Genomic DNA, 17,563 nt, shown 5'->3' with positions numbered 1-17,563 from the left:
GGCACCAGTCGTGCCGGGGCATTTTTCTTATACTGAAATAGTAAGATGCGCAGGATACGTAAAATACGTTAGATGAGTTAGATACGTATGATAAGCAAGCTAGGCATGATAAGTAAGATAAGCAATATTACATCAGATGGGTACTATAAGTTAAATGAGTTAAGTAAGATAAGTAATTTAAATAAGTTAAGTGATTTAAATAAGTTAAATAAGTTAAATAAGTTAAATGAGTTAAATGAGTTAAACAAAATAGCTAGTTTATACTGCTGAGGAGGTAACGGATGGATACAAAAAAGAATTTGACCTACATTGTTATATATTCTTCGGTGACGGGAAATACAAAGCAAGTAGCAGAAGCGATTGCCGATGAATTGCCGCAGGGAACACCTTGTGTACGAGTGCAGGATGCTCCCGAGGATTTATCCGGATATGACGTGGTATGTTTGGGATTTTGGGCGAATCAACTGCAAGCCGATGCATTGGCACAAACCGTGCTCACCAGAATTCACAATGACAAAGTGGCACTGTTTATGACCTGTGGTGTGCCGCCGATGATGAAACATGCAAAAGACACTATGTCTGCGGCGATTTCATTGTTACCGGAAGGACAAACCCCAATCGATACCTTCGTTTGTCAGGGAAAGGTGGATCCTAAAGTCATTGCTTTGATGTATAAGAAATTTCCTAAAGGACATCCACACGGACAAAGTAAAGAGCGTGATGAAAGACATAAAGAAGGCGCTACTCATCCCGATGCCAACGACATTGCGTTGGCAAAAGAATTTGCGCGCCGCATATAATATAAAGTGATGCACATATATGTTGTGTATCATCATTGCATCACTATCATAGTAGTATGATAGTGTCTTCTCTCCAAATAAGAGGGAAAAGAGGGCGACTCATGCCTCAGCAGTCAATTCTGTCGAATGACATGCGTATGGTATGAATCGCCCTCTTTATTTAAGTATGCCTTTATTGGATTGAGGTTTAAAGAGATATCGTAGGATGCTTTTTACTATTCGGGATCGATAATAAAGGATAATGACGAGAAATATTTATTTTGCGTATGGGGATTATCAGTAGGAAGTGCAACTTCAACACCGATGACATTTAGACCGTTCGCCTGCACGGTTAGTGTAGCACGACCATGTTCATCGGCCTCGCTTTCATTGGTAAGATCATTAATCACATCGCCGATAAGAGGTGCATGGCTATAGGGTTTTCCGTCCTTAAGGACTTGGATGGTAAACGTATCTCCTTTGCGCAATGTCAAAGGATTGACGGAAGGAATAATTTGAATGGGCACATTGTCAATGGCAGTAGGTATTGTTTCCGGTTGCCAGTAATGAATATTGTACTTGATGGCGTGCGTTGTTTTTACGGCATTAGGTACTTCGGCGAACGTTTTAAAGGCATGCATCGTACCGGAAGCGTCCTTCGTAAAGTGACCATAATCAAAGAAGGTGACTGTACGTCCCAGGGTATCCGATTTTTGAATTGTAATATTGGATGCATGTTTTTTTACATCTACTGTCATCGGCGCACCGGTAACACTGTAGCCGTCGAGAGCTGTTACCATAGATGGTTGATAGGCGTTATCATATGGCCCTTCGCCAAGAACTAAGGTCGGTGTGTCCAGACGATCGGCAAAATAGACGCCGTGTGCAGATACTGCAGCTCCGATAGATACTGTAATACCAAGTGTTAATGCTAAACCTGTGATTTTTCTGACTAATTTTCTTTTCATACATATCCTCCCTAATAAACATATCCCATAGGTTGTTTTTATTATATTTTAAATGATATTTAATTTCAATAACTATAAAATATTTTTATAAACTCTACATCATATCGAGAGGATTCTATTGTGTGCGAAAAATAAAAATGAAAGTATTCTACGATATCTATATACAGAAATCTTTGATTTTTATGTCATTAATTAAATATTTGGTTTTATTAAATGAGTGTTCGATAGTGTTAATTGCTTTTGTTTGCACATATCCATCGATTGGAGCGATGCGAACAGATTTTTTGTAATTTTTATTTCCAACTGAAAAAAGCGTTCGGTGCCGATGTATACAGGGTTTATTAGCTTGGTTGTGAAAATAAAATGATAGTATGATAAAAAAGTATGGGAAATTATGTTTAAAAAAGGGGTCGTTTTTGCCTGTTATAAGTGAGGGGGTAATTTTCCTCGAGCGATTTTAGGGAGGTACGACTCATGAATTACATCGAAGAAATGAACGCATTTAATGTTTGGATTACATTGCATCCGGAAGTATCTTCATCGGCGCAATTACTCTGGTATGTGTTGATGCATTATAACAATACATGTTCTTGGAAGAAACAATTTTCTGTTCCCATGTCAATGCTGATGACAAGTACGAGATTGACCGAGTCATCAGTGAAACGAGCGCGGATTGATTTACAGAAAGCGGGGCGCATTCGATACAGTGTACGTCCGGGTAAGAAAGCGACAGTCTATGAAATGATTTCCATGAAAGAGGAAGGGATTGTGACCAGCTTTTTATCAGGTAACAGTGCTGCGATTGCTGTGGATATAAGTGATAGCGAAGATATTGATAGTGAAGATATTGATAGTGAAGAAATTAATAGTATGGGCGTAGTTAATTTGGTTGCAGGTAAAGATATTGAAGATAAAGATGCTGAAGGTAAAGAGGCCGAAGGAGACATTGATGAAGAAATTCTTCTTATGCGCGTAGAAAATAATCTACAACATGGACTGACTCATGAATGCCAAAGTGAACAGCAAGGTAATATGGATAACACAGGTCAAAGTATGCCGAAAACCGAAGGTCAAAGAGACTGCTTAGGTGAACGTCTACCCGAACGCCCACCCGAACGCCTAGCCGAACGCCTAGCCGAACGCATACTTAAACTAAATAAAACTAAACTAAACATCTCTAAAGAAAGTACAAAGAAAGGTAGCGAAGCTATCCTTGAACAACCCAAAGAGAATAAATTAAAAAATGCAGAGTTTCAAGAAGTAAAACTGTGTCCTGTTAATTCCTTTGGCAAAAAGAAAGAGGGCTACTCATGATGGAGACAGGTCATTTGCAAGACTTGTCTGCCAAGGCACAAGTAGTCCTCTAAGTTATGTGTTTCAGTTACATCCCAAAGGTGAACCCTGTCATGGCAATGCTGCCTAAATTACAGGTGGTATTAAAAGCTACTGCGTTATCCGTACCGGCGGCTCCCAAGCAATAGAGTAGAGGGAGAAAATGATCCGGCGTAGGAACAGCATACGATGCGTCGCGATGTGCAGTATAACCTATGACCGGTTCATAATGACCGGATGTGACAGCATCGATGATGTAGTCGTTAAATCGGTGAGTTGCTGCGGTGCCACCGGGATTGCTCCAATCGGCTTCACGCAGGTTGTGTACGGTATTGCCGCTTCCCATGATGAGATAGCCTGACTCACGCAAGGACATCAGCTTTTGACCGAGCTCATAACTCGCTTGAGGAGAGAGGTCGTGATTTACGGATAATTGCACAACCGGTATAGAAGCGTCCGGGAACATATGCAGTAAGACGGTCCAAGCACCGTGATCGATACCCCATGCATCGTTGATGGATACATCCTTGCCCAAGAGGTTTAGTACTGCATTGGTCAACGAGGCGGAGCCTTTTACAGGATATTTGACTTCGTATAGCTCATGGGGAAAGCCGTACATATCATAAATTTGTTTTGGAACGGCAGCGCTTTGGATATACGTGCCGTGTGTGAACCAATGGGCAGATATCATAAGTATTGCTTTGGGTGTGCCGTACTCCTTTAAAATTTGTTCTCCCAAACGAGAAAAGGCTCGGGTTACATCCGTGGTTTCCAGTGCCATCATGGGACTACCGTGTCCGGCGAAGATAACAGGAAATGTTGTCTGGCTCATAGGACGGCCTCCTTTCATTACGATTAAGCTTTCATTATAATCTGGCCTTCTCGGCTACCTTGTTACCTATGATAGCACCGGCTACGAGAAAGATAAAGAAAATCCAGCCGGATAACGAGAAGTTGGCAATAGGGGTAAACAACGCCCCTACATTGCAGCCGTTGGCAAAGCGAGTGCCGATACCCATGCAAAATCCACCCAATGCAAAGAAGGCAATTTGTTTACCGGAAATATGCAGACTGGCTTTCATAGAGTTGATGAATTGACCGCAGCAGAGTATGTATAGCAATGCACCAAGGATGATTCCTATATTTTGCACAGTAATGGGGTGGCTGAAGAAGGGATTTACAAACGGGGCTGCTTTCATTCCGGTAAAAGCGACAATGTGTTCAGTACCAACACCGAGGGTGATAAGTAATTTTCCAAACCAAATACCGTATGGTGTCGAAGCACCCCAACCTGCTTTGGTTACGCCCATGAGGATAACGAAGATGGAAGCGATAACCATAGCGCCGGTACGCATGGACCAAGGATTGACGAACAGCCGTTCAAAGGTATCGCGGGTAAATAGCTGCGGTACATGGGTAATGTCGATATCTTTTGTCAAATCGCGTTGCATGTAATCGACCTGCATGTGCTCTAAAAATTGTAAGCGATAGGTAGATGATTTCTTACGTTTGTTTTCGTAAAGGTAGGATACGCCAATGACGAGGAAACAAAGCACGGCAGTCAGTAGTATGGCGCCCAAATAACCGTTCAGTCCATCATTGGGAAACAAGTCCGGAAAATAAACACCTTTGGTGCCCAAGGCGGTGCCGGTAGGTGTAGATAACCATGATTCGTTGATCCAAGATGCAGTTTGCTGTACGGGAAATCCGATGAATACACCCATGCCAAAGAAGAAAAGGGTGATGATAGCTTGAGGTAACAGTTCAACCATATTAACCAGTACCCCACTGGCACAGCAGCCGGAGAAGACCATGCCAAAGCCAAAGAGCAGACCACCGATTAGTAAGCCTGTATTAATGGGATTCACCCAAAGGTCGAAGCTAGTAGCATCATGACCGTAAAGGACAGCCACTGACATAAGTGCAGAAATAAAGAACATGAACATTAATATACGCATCAAGCGCGTTGACCCCGTAGTATAGGCGCGATTGACACTGCCGGCAAAACCGATATACCCGCGAGATAGGGCGTAGCCCAGTCCAATACCGATTAGCAAACGAACATATAATTCTTGGCTGCCTAATAACCATTCCCCAAAAAATAAGGCAGCAGCGGCAATAACAAGTGCCGCATAGGACTCTGATTTTCTCATAAGACACCTCTTTTTCTCAATGTAAAACTCTCTCTCAATTCAGTGTAACAAAACACTAATAAATCCTTTTAAAAGAATAGGAATAAAATGTGACTGGCTCATTATACCTAAGGGTAGTGAGGTTGTCAAAGAAATATAAGAACGACAATAATCAAATTTTATGATGAACATGGTCGGTTATTATCCGGTACTGCATAGCTGCGGCAGGGATTTACGTGAATACTGGCATATGATCAGTAAAGAATGCTATAATAAACAGTATGAAATTTTTAAGTAGCTAAAGGAGGGCACGGTGCGAATTATTGGAATTGATCCGGGAACGGCAATTTGTGGATATGGCATTATCGATGTGGAAGGTAGTCGCCTGCGACCGGTGGCCTATGGAGCAATTACGACGGAGCCTAAGGATAGCGATGCGGCTCGTCTTGAAATATTGTTTAATCAGCTGAGTGATATTTTAGAAGAGTATAAGCCGGACAAGTTTGGCGTGGAAGAGCTGTTCTTCAACCGCAATGTAACAACAGCCATTACGGTAGGGCAGGCACGCGGTGTTATTTTGTTAGCTGCACATCAGCAGGATATACCGATTTACGAGTATACGCCGTTACAGATTAAGCAGGCCGTTGTAGGTTATGGCAAGGCAACGAAGGATCAGGTTACTTATATGACGATGAATATTTTAGGGATTCGTGAAAAAATTAAGCCTGACGATACGGCGGATGCATTGGCAGTCGCTATTTGCACAGCGCACAGTTCTCATCGCGATCGGTTAAAGCGGCGGATACAGCTATAAGCGCTGAGTAGGACAAACACTATAACGAATGGAATGAATACAATAGGTGAGCGCGTATGATTGGATATGTTAAGGGTGTGATAACCCATCTGTTTGGAGACAGCTGTTATGTTGATGTACACGGCGTAGGTTATCGTGTGTATGTGGCTGCATCCACAAGGGATGCATTGTCGGAAGGCGAAGAGGTTACGTTATACACGTACATGAGTGTTCGAGAAGATGCGATACAGCTGTATGGATTTGCTTCAATGGCTGAATACGATTTGTTTTTATTGCTTATTTCAGTATCCGGCATCGGGCCCAAAGTAGGCTTGGGAATGTTGTCGGGCATGCCGGCGGAGTCAATCATGTTGGCTATTTATAATGGTGACGTCAAGGCGCTAACAAAGTTGCCGGGCATTGGGAAAAAATCGGCAGAGCGATTGGTACTCGAGTTAAAGGATAAAATCAATAAGTTAGGCAGTGTAAGCGCATCCGATGAAGTAACTCCGACTGCCGTTGCCCAAAGAGCAACGGGCGTAGCCGGTGAAACATTGGCGGCTCTGCTTTCGCTGGGCTACACAGAACAAGAAGTAGCACCGGAGATTGAACGGTTAGATGACGGTACGAAGGATGTATCACAATTATTGCGTGCCGTGTTATCTTCATTGGGGAAAGGTAGGTAAGCATGGACGAAGAAGTACGCTTAGTTTCAAATGATGAGCGCGACGAAGATACCTGGCAATACAGTTTGCGTCCGCGCTACTTCAAGGAGTATATAGGTCAACAAAAGGCGAAAGAAAATTTATCTATTTTCATCCAAGCGGCAAAACAACGTGAAGAGGCATTGGATCACGTGCTTTTGTATGGACCGCCGGGACTGGGAAAAACTACATTGGCCGGTATTATTGCCAATGAGTTAGGTGTTAATTTTAGAATCACTTCGGGGCCGGCCATTGAGCGCGCCGGTGATTTGGCGGCGCTGTTGACTAACCTGGATGACCGAGACGTATTGTTTATTGACGAAATTCATCGCCTTTCTCGCAGTGTGGAAGAAGTGTTATATTCGGCAATGGAAGATTACGCGTTGGATATTATTATCGGCAAGGGACCCAGTGCCCGTTCGGTTCGCATTGACTTGCCGCGGTTTACCTTGGTAGGCGCTACGACGAAGGCCGGAGCGCTAGCGGGACCGTTGCGTGATCGTTTTGGTGTTATCAGTCGATTGGAATACTATAAGCAAGCCGAGTTGGAATTTATCGTTACGCGAGCAGCGGAAATACTAAACATCGGTATTGAGCCGGAAGGAGCTTCTGAAATCGCACGGCGTTCTCGCGGAACGCCGCGTATTGCCAATCGTTTGCTAAAGCGAGTGCGCGATGTGGCGCAGGTTATCGGCGACGGCATTATTACGCGAGAGATTGCCGATGAAGCCCTGGGCCGGCTAGATGTGGATGCAGTAGGACTTGATCGTATCGATCGGCGTGTACTGCGTTCTATTATTGAGAAATTTAACGGTGGTCCGGTGGGCATTGATACGATTGCTGCTTCTGTCAGCGAGGAACGTGAAACGATTGAAGATGTGTATGAACCGTACTTAATGCAGTTGGGATTTTTGGCACGTACGTCCCGCGGTCGAATTGCTACGCAAGCGGCGTATGATCATTTGGGAATCGTAAATCCCCACAAGGAGGAACGATGACAGGTAAGCAACGTATAGCCGGACTTCTTATGGGTTGTATGCTAAGTGCAATCGCTATTGGTCCGGCGCAGGCAGCGGTTATTTCGGTGACGAAAGAAGTAAGTACTGTATCTTCGTCTAAAGAAAATGTAACAAAGAGTACGGTTATATCATCCGCGGAAAGAAAGACTGACAGTAAAACCGCGGCAGTTACGAAGAATGATACGGCTAAGGAGTCGAGGCGAGGCAAGGAGGCACCGGCCACTGTTCCCCGTGAGTTGGGACCGGCGGTGCGCGTTCTAATCGGTTCGCGGGCAGGCGCCTTTCCTTTGAGTAGTCCTGCAGGTATACGGGTCTTTGATGAAACGCATACATATCGTAAGGAGTTGAAGAAGCCGGTGTCGGTTACCATTTCACTGACCGGCGGACAGGTGGCGATTAACGGTAAAAAGATGGGGCGCGTAGCGTATATTGAACCGGCGGTTTCTTCGCTGGGGGACAGTCAGGCGGCAGTGAATGTGAACGGCACGTGGTACCGTGGCAAGTTGGTCGTGTCCGTAGTCGGCAGTAGCATGCGTCTTGTTAATGAAGTTCCTATGGAGCATTATATTTATGGCGTAGTGCCGAAGGAAGCCGTGCCTACTTGGCCGGCAGAAGCTTTGAAGGCACAGGCCGTAGCAGCGCGTACGTACGCTATGTATACGATGGCTGCTACCAAAGGTGACAGCTATGATTTGGAGCCGACGGTAGCTCATCAAGTGTATGGTGGAAAAGGTGCGGAGTTTGCAGCTACTACGGCAGCCGTAGATGCTACGCGGGGCATTGTCATGACCTATGGCGGCGCGCCCATTCAAGCATTGTTCCACGCTGACGGCGGTGGCTACACCGAAGACAGTGTACATGTATGGGGCGGTCACGAGCCGTATTTAAAAGGCGTCAAAGATTATGCGCACAATAGTGACACCTCGGCATGGACGGTGCGATTAAGCAGAGCGCAATTGGAAAGCAAGCTTCGTGCAGCCGGTAAAGATGTGGGAACCTTAAAGGAAATTAAACTGAGTCCGCTGCGAAAGCGGCCTATGAACGAAAGCGATCGCGGTGTATCGGGACGAATTAAATCGGCCGTCTTCGTTGGCAGTAAGCGAACCCTTACGATTTCCGGCGACAGCTTGATGAAGCTGCTCGGGCTTAAATCCACGCTATTTGATTTTTATGTAAATGTAAGACCGCCGGCCACGGCGGACAGCTTAAAAAAACCAAAGGCATATCATCGATTTAAAAAAGCCAATGATATTGTCTTTATCCGCGGGTATGGCTGGGGACACGGCTTAGGCATGTCCCAGTGGGGTGCCGCGGCGATGGCTCAAAAAGCCGGTAATGCCAAGGAGTATTACAAAACCATATTGGGACATTACTATGAGGGCATTACTTTTGATAAACAATACTAGAAGTGAGATGACGTAATATGAAAGTGACAGAATTTGATTATGAATTACCGGAAGAATTAATTGCACAGCATCCGGTGGAACCGCGTGATACATCACGGCTTATGACGCTTGATAAGGTCACCGGTGAAGTGGGACATAAGGCGCATTTTTATGATATTATCGATGAATTGGGATCTAATGATGTATTAGTGTTCAATGATACAAAGGTGATACCGGCACGCTTGTACGGTCACCGCAAAGAAAGCGGCGGCAAAGTGGAAGTATTACTGTTGACCCCTTGCGGTGAAAATACATGGGAGTGTTTGGTAAAGCCGGGAAAGAAATGCCCTATCGGTCAAGAAATCGTCTTTAATGAGAAACTCAGCGGTACTGTTATAGATAAGACCGATTTTGGCGGGCGCATCATTCGCTTTACCGTAGACGGTGTGTTTGATGATATCATTCAGGACATTGGAGAAATGCCGTTACCTCCGTATATTCATGAAAAGCTGGAGGACCAAAATCGGTATCAGACGGTATACGCCCGTGAAAAAGGATCGGCAGCAGCGCCTACGGCAGGGCTTCATTTCACACCGGAATTATTGGAACGATTAAAGGCAAAAGGTGTTACGCTGGCCTTTGTTACTCTTCATGTAGGTCTGGGAACATTCCGTCCGGTATCGGCAGAGGTAATTGAAGATCATCAGATGCACAGTGAGTACTATGTGGTTACACAAGAAACGGCGGATATCATTAACGAAGCACGGCGCGCCGGTAAACGCATCGTTGCGGTAGGGACGACGTCGGTGCGTACCTTGGAATCGGCTACGGTAGATGGAGAACTGAAGGCCGGTCATGACTGGACGCAAATCTTTATTTATCCCGGTTATCAATACAAGATGGTAGATGCTCTTATTACAAATTTCCATTTGCCGCAATCCACGCTGTTGATGCTTATCAGTGCCTTGGCAGGACGGGAGCATTGCTTGGCCGCTTACAAAGAAGCCGTAAAAGAACGGTATCGCTTCTTTAGCTTTGGCGATGCTATGTTTATTCGCTAAGTGCGGCGATTCATGATATAATAACCTGAAAAGGGTTAGTTTTGATAGGAGGTAGCGAGTGGTTATAACCTACGAGTTACAGAAAGAATGTCCCCACACGGGGGCGCGTGCCGGCTTATTGCATACACCGCACGGTACGTTTACAACACCGATGTTCATGCCCGTAGGCACACAAGCAACGGTTAAGACCATGGCTCCGGAAGAATTAAAAGAGATGGGAGCTCAGATTATTTTGAGCAACACCTATCATCTGTTTTTGCGTCCCGGATCCGATTTGGTGGAGGAAGCCGGTGGCCTGCATCGCTTTATGAATTGGGATGGTGGCATATTGACGGACAGCGGTGGCTTTCAGGTATTCAGCTTGGGCGATTTGCGAAAAATTACAGAGGAAGGGGTAGCCTTCCGTTCTCATATTGACGGCTCCAAGAAGTTCCTGTCGCCGGAAATTGCTACGCGTGTTCAGGAGCAGTTAGGCTCCGATATTGCGATGGCTTTTGATGAATGCATTCCGTATCCGGCGGATTATGCCTACGCGGATCGCTCCACGGCGCGCACGACGCGTTGGGCGGAGCGCTGCAAAGAGGCACACACCTCGCCGACGCAGGGTATGTTCGGTATTGTCCAAGGCGGTATGTATAAAGAGTTGCGTGAGCGCAGCGCCAAAGAGCTGGTTGCTATGGATTTCGATGGCTATAGCGTAGGCGGTTTATCGGTAGGGGAGCCGCATGATTTGATGTACGACATACTCGAGCATACGACGCCGTTATTACCTACCGGCAAAGCGCGGTATCTGATGGGGGTAGGCACACCGGATTGTTTGGTAGAAGGTGTGGCTCGCGGCATTGATATGTTTGACTGTGTATTCCCGACACGGGTGGCTCGCAATGGTATGGCTATGACCCACCAAGGGCGAGTGACGGTGAAAAATGCGACGTATGCGCATGATTGGGGCCCGATTGAAGACGGTTGCCAATGTTATGCGTGTCGTAATTATTCGCGTGCGTATATTCGACACTTGTACAAGGCGGAGGAAATTTTAGCGTTCCGCTTGGTGTCATATCATAATTTGTATTTCTTATTGAATTTCATGCGCGAGATGCGGCAGGCTATTTTAGAGGATCGATTCCCGGCATTCCGTGAGGAATTTTGGGCGAACTACAAAAAGTAGTCGTAGCTAACGCTGAAAGATAACAGTATGTAACGGAGGTGAATTACATGGAAGACTTGAATCAGTTGTTTCAGGCCGGCTGGCCCATTTTGTTGATGGTGGTTATCTTCTACTTCTTGTTATACCGCCCGCAGAAGAAACAGCAGAAAGAGCGCAACAATCTTCTAAACAGCCTGAAGAAGGGGCAGAAGGTAGTGACCATCGGTGGTATCTACGGAACCATCAATACGTTGCATGAGGATTCGTTGACACTTCAGATTGCCGAAAAGGTAGAGATCAAAGTGGCTCGATCCAGTGTTGCTCGTGTACTTGGTAAGGATGACAAATAAATGGATAAAAAAGGATTGCGCCTTGCGATGAAAGCAAGGCGCCAAGCCTTGTCCGAAGAAGAATGCAAGCAGTGGGCCGTTGACTTAGGTGAACGTATTACTGCTTCTTCGTATTTTCACAAGGCTACACGAATTATGGCGTACTTAGCCATGCCGAAAGAGGCAAACCTTGATACGGTGATTGAACGGGCAATTGCAGCCGGAAAAGAAGTCTATGTACCGGTATGCGTAACGAGTACGGACATGGTAGCGGCCCATTTGCAGTCGTTAGATGATGTGGAGCGTGGTGTGTTGAATATTCGCATTCCGCGTCCGGGCTATACGATGTGTGCCCCTGAGGACTTGGACCTTATTCTAGTGCCCGGTGTGGCATTTGATGAAAAGGGCGGTCGCATGGGAATGGGGGCCGGTTATTACGATCGGTTCTTGGCGAAGGCGACCAAGGCACGTTGTGTAGGCGTTTGCTGGGATATGCAGGTGTTAGCGGATGCGATCCCTATGGAAGCACATGATTGTCCGGTTGATGCATTGATTACCAATATAAGAACTATCTGTCGCGAGCCGTAATGGTTTTAGCGTAGAAGGGGGAATTTTGTTTGAACAGCAAGGCAGTTGTTAAATTTCTCGCTGCCATCGGTATTATATTAGCGGTCTTTATTTATTTTATTAGTCCCTTGGCTAATTCCATTAAACAAGGCCTGGACTTGCAGGGCGGTACTCATATTGTCTTGGAAGCCGAAGAATCCGGCGATAATAAGGTGACGGATGATGCGGTAGAACGCGTTATTCAAATCCTCAGTCGTCGTATTAACGAAATGGGCTTGACCGAACCGATTATTCAACGAGAAGGTAAAAAACGTATTATTATTGAGTTGCCGGGGGTAAAAGATCCTGACCAAGCCATTAAGACAATCGGTAAAACGGCGGTTATGGAATTTAAAAACGAAGAAGGCGAAGTGCGCCTTACCGGTAATGACTTAAAAGATGCAAAGGAACAGATTGGGCAGAATAAAAACTATATGGTCGGTATTGAATTTACCGACGAAGGGGCTAAAAAGTTCGCCCGCTTGACGGAAGAAAACGTAGGTCGCCATATTGCTATTTATCTTGACGGTGATTTGCTTACCAACCCGACGGTTAACGAACCGATTACAGGGGGCAAAGCCGTTATTACCGGCAGCCGTACATTGGACGAAGCGAAGAACCTGGCGATCTTGCTCCGTTCCGGTGCATTGCCTGTAAAAGTTAAAGTGATGGAAGTTCGTACCGTAGGTCCGACCTTGGGGCAGGACTCCAAGGATAAATCCGTATTGGCATTCTCCGTAGGGATTGCGCTCATTGTGGCATTTATGCTTATCCTGTATCGCTTATCGGGGTTCGTGGCGACAATGGCCCTATTGGTGTATGTACTGATACTACTATTGATCTTAGGGCCGCTGGTACTCAACGCGACATTGACGCTGCCGGGCATAGCGGGGATTATCCTGTCTATGGGGGTTGCCGTTGATGCGAACATCCTTATTTTCGAACGTTTCAAAGAAGAAGTGCTGGAAGGCAAGACATTGCGCATGTCTATGGAATCCGGCTTTAAACGTGCGTTCTCCACGATTTTTGATGCGAATACCTCGGTTATGATTACTGCGGTAATTTTGATTTTGTTGGGCTCCGGTCCGGTGAAAGGCTTTGCTATCACATTGGCATTAGGGGTTATCGTAAGTATGTTTACGGCGATTACCATGAGTCGTACCCTGCTTAGAATGCTTATCGAATGTCGCATTACCAATCGTCCGTTCTGGTATGGTGCTAACATTTCTCCCAGTGTTACCATGGAGATGGCTAAGGCACCTAAAACTACGAAAGGAGGTAGAAAATAATGCGCTTTGACGTTATTAAACATCATCGTTGGTGGTTTTCTATTTCCTCGCTGTTAGTAGTTATCAGTATTGTGTCCATGTTTATGAATGGTTTTAATTTGGGCATCGACTTTACCGGCGGCACCATTGTAGAAGTTCAATTTGATCGCAACGTACAGGTCTCTCAGGTCCGGGATGATTTGAAACAATTCGGATTGGAAAATGCGGTGATTCAGTTATCCGGCGAAGCTAGTGCTACCGAGGGGAACGATATTATCATTCGTACCCGTAATTTGGATGCAAATGAAAGCAAGGCCATTGTTGACAGTCTGAATGCCAATGTAGCACCGAACGAAGTTAAACGTGTGGAATCCGTAGGGGCCGTTATCGGTTCGGAAGTTACGGAACATGCATTGATTAACTTGGCGGTGGCATTCTTGGCATTGGCTGCATATATTTCGTATCGCTTTGAATACAAGGTAGCCTTGTCCTCGTTGGCAGCTATTTTCCACGATCTGATCATGGTATTAGGGGTGTTCTCCTTCTTCCATTTGGAAATCGACTCTTCATTCTTGGCAGCTATTCTGACAGTCATCGGTTATTCCATGAATGAATCCGTTGTTATTTTCGACCGTATTCGCGAAAATACGCATACCCATAAGCGTACGGATACGTTTGCCGATTTGGCGAATGCAAGTATTGCGCAGAGTATTCATCGTAGCTGTTATACATTGACAACGGTATTGTTTGCTTGTTGTTCGTTGTATTTCTTCGGTGGTGATACGACGAAGAATTTTGCGCTTTGCATGATTGTTGGTTTTGTCAGCGGTGCATATTCATCCATTTGTGTAGCAACCTCGTTATGGTCTATTTGGAAGAGCCGTAATCGCAAGGATGCGCGTAACCAAGTGGCTAAAAAAGCATAAAACTATATATCCCTCTCCGCAAGGAGGGGGATATTTTTTTTGTAAAAAATAAAATGAAGATAAATTCTTATGCATTAAATGTTGACTAAATATTCATTAAGAAGTATAATCATACGCGTGATAAGACATTGAGTGCAGGCGACAAGTCATGCCAATAGAAAGGGAAAAGAGGTAGCGTGTGATGGCAAATTGGAAGAAATACATAGTAACAGCATTAGGGGCTGCATTAGTAGCCGGGGCGGTTTTGGTTAGCGGCTGCGGTGGCAGCACTACAAAGGAGGCAACTGCCGGAGACGGAGCAACGCCACAGGTACTGAAGGTAGGCGTTAATCCAACGTATGTACCGTTTGAATTTATAAAAGAAGAAAGCGGTGAAAAGAAATACGTAGGCTTCGATATGGATATGGCCAGAGAAATCGGCAAACGGTTGGGAATGAAGGTGGAAATCAATAACATTCCTTTTGATGGTTTGATTCCGGCCATTCAAACGGGACAGATTAATATGATTGCATCAGGTATGGTTATTACGCCGGAACGACAGGAAAAATTAAATTTTGTTCCTTACTATGAATCGGGGCTGGGTATCCTAGTGGCTAAAAATATTAATGATGTAAAGAACGTGAACGACTTGAGGGGGAAAAAGGTAGCCGTTCAAATGGGGACGACCGGTTCGGTAGCAGCTCATAAGATTGAAGGTGTCGGAGAGATTCGTGAGTTTGATCATAATTCGGATGCCCTGTTGGAGTTAAAGCAAGGCGGAGCGGATGCAGCCTTAACGGCCATTCCTGTTGCTAAGTATTACTTGGCGACGACGCAAGACAGTAATGCTAAATTAGTAGAAGAACCGATAACTAAACAAACGATGGGATTTGGTTTTAATAAAGAGGATAAAGAGCTTTACGAAAAAGTAAAGAAGGCAGTAGAAGATATTAAAGCTGATGGCACATATGCAGCACTGGCGAAGAAATGGAACATTAACTGATCGGTAGTTTGTTGCTATAAAAGCGCAAAAAGGGTATAATAGCACCATCGCTTTTAAGCAATCGTGTGGTAGTTTTAGCTCGCAATCTATTCATAGTGCGATGTATGTTGCAATAATTCAGGAGTGACGTATGTTGTGATATATGTTGTCATGTAAAGCAAATGATATATGTGGTGGTAGGACTGACGTGTTGCACTTCGGTGCAGCACGTTTTTCATTTATAGTTGTGAGGCGTATGAATAGAAGGCGGAGCATAGCTTGATGGGAAAGGTGAGGAGACATACTTGGTTATGGATGAAAAGAATAAAGAAAAATTATGGACGCCGGAATTTCTGGGATATGGCATTAGTAGTGGTGTGTTCTATGTGGTTCAATACATTATGATTGCTGCGTTACCAATAGTCATAACGATGTCTTACGGTGGATCGGCATTTGATGCGGGACTGGCCATGACATGTTTTCAGATTGGCTGCATTTTGTGTCGTCCCTTTGCCGGTGAGTTGATTGATGGATTGAATAAGAAAGTTATGCTGCTAGCATCCACAGGTTTATTCTTTCTGATTACTGCGGCATTCAACTATGCGCCATCAGTGAATTATTTATTTGGCTATCGCTTTTTGCAAGGCATGTTGTTTGCTATAGGCACAACGGCTGTAGCGGCTGTGGCGGTATTGGTTTTGCCAAAGCATCGCAAAGGCGAAGGTGTAGGTTACTTTGCCATGTTTGTAAACATCGCCATGGTCATTGGACCGTTCTTCGGTTTACTTGTCTTGGATGCTTGGGGAACACAGGCGTTATTTATTGCAGTGGCTATCATCGGTGGTGTAGGATTTTATGCAGCTAATCGGAAGCCATTACCACCGCAACTCGCCGCGGCTCGTGAAGTAAGTAGTAAAGGATGGTCTGTCGATCGATTTTTAGAACGAAAGACATTGCCTTGGGCTTTGATGGGCCTATTTATGAGCTTTACCTACTCGGGAATTTTAGTGTTTGTGCCCATTATGTTGACAGCTATGGGCGTCGGCTCGATGGCCAGCTACTTCTTTGTTATTTTTGCGGCTATCATTGTGATTACCAGACCGATAGTGGGGCGCGTATACGATCGTTACGGTTCGGCATGGTTAATTTATCCGGGATATGCAGTTTTCTTGGCAGGGCTTTGCGTGTTGAGTGTATCGGAGTCAGCATGGAGTGTCATTGCATCTGCCCCCGTTTTAGGCTTAGGCTACGGAGCTATTGCACCGGCATTTCAAACGCTTGGGGTAGAAGTGGCTCCGTCCCACCGGGCAGGGGCAGCTACGGCCACCTATTTTCTTTCCATGGATATAGGTGTTGGTTTGGGATCCGCTGTACTGAGCAGTGTAATTGCTCATATAGGTTTTAATGGAATGTATTGGCTAAATACGATGGTGGCTGTCGTTGGATTTTTGCTCTACCATTTCGTCGTGCGACGAGGTCAGTTAAGAAAAGTCTAATGTAAACAAGAAAAGCCTAACGTAAACAAGAAAAGCCTAACGTAGATAATAAAGATCTAAAGTACATAATAAAAATCTAAAGTACATAATAAAATTTTAAAGTACATAATAAAAGTCTAAGGGAATTAATAAAAGTCTAACGTAATTAATGAAAAGCGATCTTCGTAGTAGAGAAGGTCGCTTTTTTGTTGGAATGACATAAAGGCTGTTCTAATCTGTAGCGGTAACAGAAGTAGTGGTGAGGGATACTGTTAAAGTTATGATTAAAAGATATTGTCAAAGTCGTAACTAAGAGATGCTGCTAAAGAGGTCATTAAGTGATAAAGTTAAAGCGGTATTTAAGAGAGGCTATTAGAGCAGAGCTGAAAATAAAATAATAAAAAATTAAATTTACTGTTGACAGTCTGTTGGTTATGCCCTATAATTATCAAAGTCGTCACCACTAAGACAGTGGTTGATAACGAAATGACTTAACAAGAAGTAAAAAAAGAGTTGACAAGAAAAAGTAACTCTGATATACTTTTAAAAGTCGCAAGGACATAGCGATATGAACTTGCTAAAAGATCTTTGAAAACTGAACAATGTAAAGGTAATCATTTCGTAAGAAATGAACATAGCCAGAGTGCGGGTTTCAAATATGAAACCAACCAAAAATTC

At 44.7% G+C, this 17,563-nt stretch carries 17 protein-coding genes; 14 read left to right on the top strand and 3 right to left on the bottom strand.

The annotated features are described in order from the left end of the window. Positions 1-299 precede the first annotated feature (299 nt). Positions 300-800 (top strand): flavodoxin family protein, encoded by a 501-nt coding sequence (locus tag G344_RS0101860; RefSeq protein WP_156886131.1) that lies wholly within the window; start codon positions 300-302, stop codon positions 798-800. 215 nt (positions 801-1,015) lie between these two features. Here the strand turns inward: G344_RS0101860 and G344_RS0101855 are convergent, their stop codons facing one another. Then, positions 1,016-1,747 carry a DUF4198 domain-containing protein gene (locus G344_RS0101855; RefSeq protein ID WP_028254706.1) on the bottom strand — a complete coding sequence of 244 codons (732 nt, stop codon included), beginning with the start codon at positions 1,745-1,747 and terminating at the stop codon, positions 1,016-1,018. A 474-nt stretch (positions 1,748-2,221) separates the two neighbouring features. On the opposite strand from G344_RS0101855, the gene G344_RS11355 reads away from it, so the two are divergent. Next, on the top strand, positions 2,222-3,061 hold the full coding sequence (locus G344_RS11355) for a hypothetical protein (protein WP_028254705.1): 840 nt from the start codon (positions 2,222-2,224) through the stop codon (positions 3,059-3,061). A 67-nt stretch (positions 3,062-3,128) separates the two neighbouring features. Here G344_RS11355 and ygiD read toward each other — a convergent pair whose 3' ends face one another. Both ygiD and G344_RS0101840 read right to left on the bottom strand, forming a co-directional pair. Further along, the gene (gene ygiD / locus G344_RS0101845) at positions 3,129-3,911 is read right to left on the bottom strand and encodes a 4,5-DOPA-extradiol-dioxygenase (protein WP_028254704.1); all 783 of its coding nucleotides are present in this window, start codon (positions 3,909-3,911) and stop codon (positions 3,129-3,131) included. A gap of 34 nt (positions 3,912-3,945) precedes the next feature. Continuing rightward, positions 3,946-5,232, bottom strand: coding sequence for a YeeE/YedE family protein (locus G344_RS0101840; protein WP_028254703.1), 1,287 nt, complete (start codon positions 5,230-5,232; stop codon positions 3,946-3,948). A 292-nt stretch (positions 5,233-5,524) separates the two neighbouring features. Between G344_RS0101840 and ruvC the strand changes: the two genes are divergently transcribed. The 12 genes from ruvC to G344_RS0101780 all read left to right on the top strand — a co-directional run bounded on the left by ruvC (position 5,525) and on the right by G344_RS0101780 (position 16,906). Next, entirely contained in the window at positions 5,525-6,025 is a 501-nt protein-coding gene (ruvC, locus tag G344_RS0101835) for a crossover junction endodeoxyribonuclease RuvC (protein ID WP_028254702.1), read from the top strand. 56 nt (positions 6,026-6,081) lie between these two features. Next, positions 6,082-6,690 carry a Holliday junction branch migration protein RuvA gene (gene ruvA / locus G344_RS0101830; protein WP_028254701.1) on the top strand — a complete coding sequence of 203 codons (609 nt, stop codon included), beginning with the start codon at positions 6,082-6,084 and terminating at the stop codon, positions 6,688-6,690. A 2-nt stretch (positions 6,691-6,692) separates the two neighbouring features. Beyond that, positions 6,693-7,706: a Holliday junction branch migration DNA helicase RuvB gene (ruvB, locus tag G344_RS0101825; RefSeq protein ID WP_028254700.1), complete on the top strand. Its 1,014-nt coding sequence runs from the start codon at positions 6,693-6,695 to the stop codon at positions 7,704-7,706. Continuing rightward, positions 7,703-9,133 (top strand): SpoIID/LytB domain-containing protein, encoded by a 1,431-nt coding sequence (locus tag G344_RS10435; protein ID WP_244869476.1) that lies wholly within the window; start codon positions 7,703-7,705, stop codon positions 9,131-9,133. The genes ruvB and G344_RS10435 overlap by 4 nt, the downstream gene beginning before the upstream one ends. A 17-nt stretch (positions 9,134-9,150) precedes the next feature. Continuing rightward, complete coding sequence (gene queA, locus G344_RS0101815) at positions 9,151-10,173, top strand: tRNA preQ1(34) S-adenosylmethionine ribosyltransferase-isomerase QueA (RefSeq protein ID WP_028254699.1); 1,023 nt, start codon at positions 9,151-9,153, stop codon at positions 10,171-10,173. Between the two features lie 58 nt (positions 10,174-10,231). Next, positions 10,232-11,341, top strand: coding sequence for a tRNA guanosine(34) transglycosylase Tgt (gene tgt, locus G344_RS0101810; protein WP_028254698.1), 1,110 nt, complete (start codon positions 10,232-10,234; stop codon positions 11,339-11,341). Between the two features lie 47 nt (positions 11,342-11,388). After that, a complete protein-coding gene (gene yajC, locus G344_RS0101805; protein ID WP_028254697.1) occupies positions 11,389-11,670 on the top strand; it encodes a preprotein translocase subunit YajC in 282 nt (93 codons plus the stop codon). Beyond that, complete coding sequence (locus G344_RS0101800; RefSeq protein ID WP_028254696.1) at positions 11,671-12,237, top strand: 5-formyltetrahydrofolate cyclo-ligase; 567 nt, start codon at positions 11,671-11,673, stop codon at positions 12,235-12,237. Between the two features lie 29 nt (positions 12,238-12,266). Beyond that, complete coding sequence (gene secD, locus G344_RS0101795) at positions 12,267-13,544, top strand: protein translocase subunit SecD (protein WP_028254695.1); 1,278 nt, start codon at positions 12,267-12,269, stop codon at positions 13,542-13,544. After that, entirely contained in the window at positions 13,544-14,449 is a 906-nt protein-coding gene (gene secF / locus G344_RS0101790) for a protein translocase subunit SecF (RefSeq protein ID WP_028254694.1), read from the top strand. The genes secD and secF overlap by 1 nt, the downstream gene beginning before the upstream one ends. Positions 14,450-14,630: 181 nt before the next feature. Continuing rightward, positions 14,631-15,431, top strand: coding sequence for a basic amino acid ABC transporter substrate-binding protein (locus G344_RS0101785; protein ID WP_028254693.1), 801 nt, complete (start codon positions 14,631-14,633; stop codon positions 15,429-15,431). A 290-nt stretch (positions 15,432-15,721) separates the two neighbouring features. Next, on the top strand, positions 15,722-16,906 hold the full coding sequence (locus G344_RS0101780) for an MFS transporter (protein WP_038154731.1): 1,185 nt from the start codon (positions 15,722-15,724) through the stop codon (positions 16,904-16,906). Positions 16,907-17,563 lie beyond the last annotated feature (657 nt).

Origin of the sequence: Veillonella magna DSM 19857 (assembly GCF_000428745.1) — a bacterium.
Classification (GTDB): domain Bacteria; phylum Bacillota; class Negativicutes; order Veillonellales; family Veillonellaceae; genus Veillonella_A; species Veillonella_A magna.
Note: the sequence above shows the minus strand (reverse complement) of the source record. Positions and strands in the feature narration are given on the sequence as shown.